The sequence below is a fragment of the Streptomyces sp. NPDC002044 genome, from assembly GCF_040296725.1.
Lineage (GTDB): Bacteria > Actinomycetota > Actinomycetes > Streptomycetales > Streptomycetaceae > Streptomyces > Streptomyces antarcticus.
The window spans coordinates 1-1626 of record NZ_JBEOXU010000321.1 but is presented as its reverse complement, the minus strand read 5'-3'; the positions used below and the strand labels follow the sequence as shown (position 1 = coordinate 1626).

The window sequence follows — 1626 nt, the reverse complement described above, 5'->3', positions numbered from 1 at the left end:
CCTGTGCGGGGCGGCTGCGGCGTCCGCGGGAGGAGGCGGCGCTGCGCTTGGGGCGGTCCGAGACGGGGTTGGTGATGGTGACGGGGATCCCGGAGGGGGTCTGTGCGCCGGTGATGCGGTTGAGGGCTTCTTCGCCGGAGCGGACCTGGGTGGTCTGGGGGGTGATGCCGGCCGCTTGCATGAGGCGGGTCATGTCGCGGCGCTGGTTGGGGGTGACCAGGGTGACGACGCTGCCGGACTCTCCGGCGCGGGCGGTGCGGCCGCCGCGGTGGAGGTAGTCCTTGTGGTCGGTCGGGGGGTCGACGTTGACGACGAGGTCGAGGTTGTCGACGTGGATGCCGCGGGCGGCGACGTTCGTGGCGACCAGGACGGTGACGTGTCCGGTCTTGAACTGGGCCAGGGTGCGGGTCCGCTGGGGCTGGGACTTCCCGCCGTGCAGGGCCGCGGCGCGGACTCCGCTGTTGAGGAGGTCCTGGGTGAGGCGGTCCACGGCGTGCTTGGTGTCGAGGAACATGATCACGCGGCCGTCGCGGGCGGCGATCTCGGTGGTGGTGGCCTGCTTGTCCGCGCCGTGGACGTGCAGGACGTGGTGTTCCATCGTGGTGACCGCGCCCTGGGAGGGGTCCACCGAGTGGACGACGGGGTCGGTGAGGTAGCGGCGGACCAGGAGGTCGACGTTGCGGTCCAGGGTCGCGGAGAACAGCATCCGCTGGCCCTCGGGGCGGACCTGGTCCAGGAGCGCGGTGACCTGGGGCATGAAGCCCATGTCGGCCATCTGGTCGGCTTCGTCCAGGACGGTGATGGCGACCTGGCTCAGGCGGCAGTCGCCGCGGTCGATGAGGTCCTTCAGCCGGCCGGGGGTCGCGACGACCATCTCGGCGCCGCCGCGCAGGGCGCTGGCCTGGCGGCCGATGGGCATGCCGCCCACGACGGTCGCGGTGCGCAGGCCCAGGGCGCGGGCGTAGGGGGTGAGGGCCTCGGTGACCTGCTGGGCGAGTTCGCGGGTCGGGACCAGGATCAGGGCCAGGGGCTGGCGGGGCTCGGCGCGCTGTCCGGCGGTGCGGGCCAGCAGGGCCAGGCCGAAGGCGAGGGTCTTGCCCGAGCCGGTCCGGCCGCGGCCCAGGACGTCACGGCCCGCGAGGGAGTTGGGGAGCGTCGCGGCCTGGATCGGGAACGGGACGCTGACGCCCTGCGTGCCCAGCGCGGCGAGGAGCTCGGCGGGCATGTCGAGGTCGGCGAACGCCTCGGCGGCCGGCAGCGCGGGAGTGATCGTCTTGGGGAGCGCGAACTCACCCTGCGGCCCCGAGGAGCGGCGGCCGCCGCCGTACCCGGAACCGCCCGACCGGCCGGAGGACCCGGAACGCGACGGCGCGGAGGAACCGAAACGGCTCCCGCGGCCCGACCCGCCCGAACCGCCCGAACTCCCCGAGCCGTACGAGGCGCCCGAACTCCCCGAGCCGTACGAGCCGCCGTAGGAGCCCCCGGAAGAACCCGAACCGCCACTGCGGCCACGGGAAGAACGGTCATTGGTGCGAATGGTGCGGTTCATGCAGAACCTTCCTCGATGCGGCACGTATCGAGGAATCCCCGAAGGGAGATTCGCGAGAACGAGCCGAATGAAATACG

General features: G+C 72.8%; 1 protein-coding gene. It reads right to left on the bottom strand.

Annotation, left to right across the window (positions count from 1 at the left end):
* The coding region (locus tag ABT106_RS31930; RefSeq protein ID WP_351284553.1) for a DEAD/DEAH box helicase at positions 1 to 1549 on the bottom strand (1549 nt) is incomplete at its 3' end.
* Positions 1550 to 1626 lie beyond the last annotated feature (77 nt).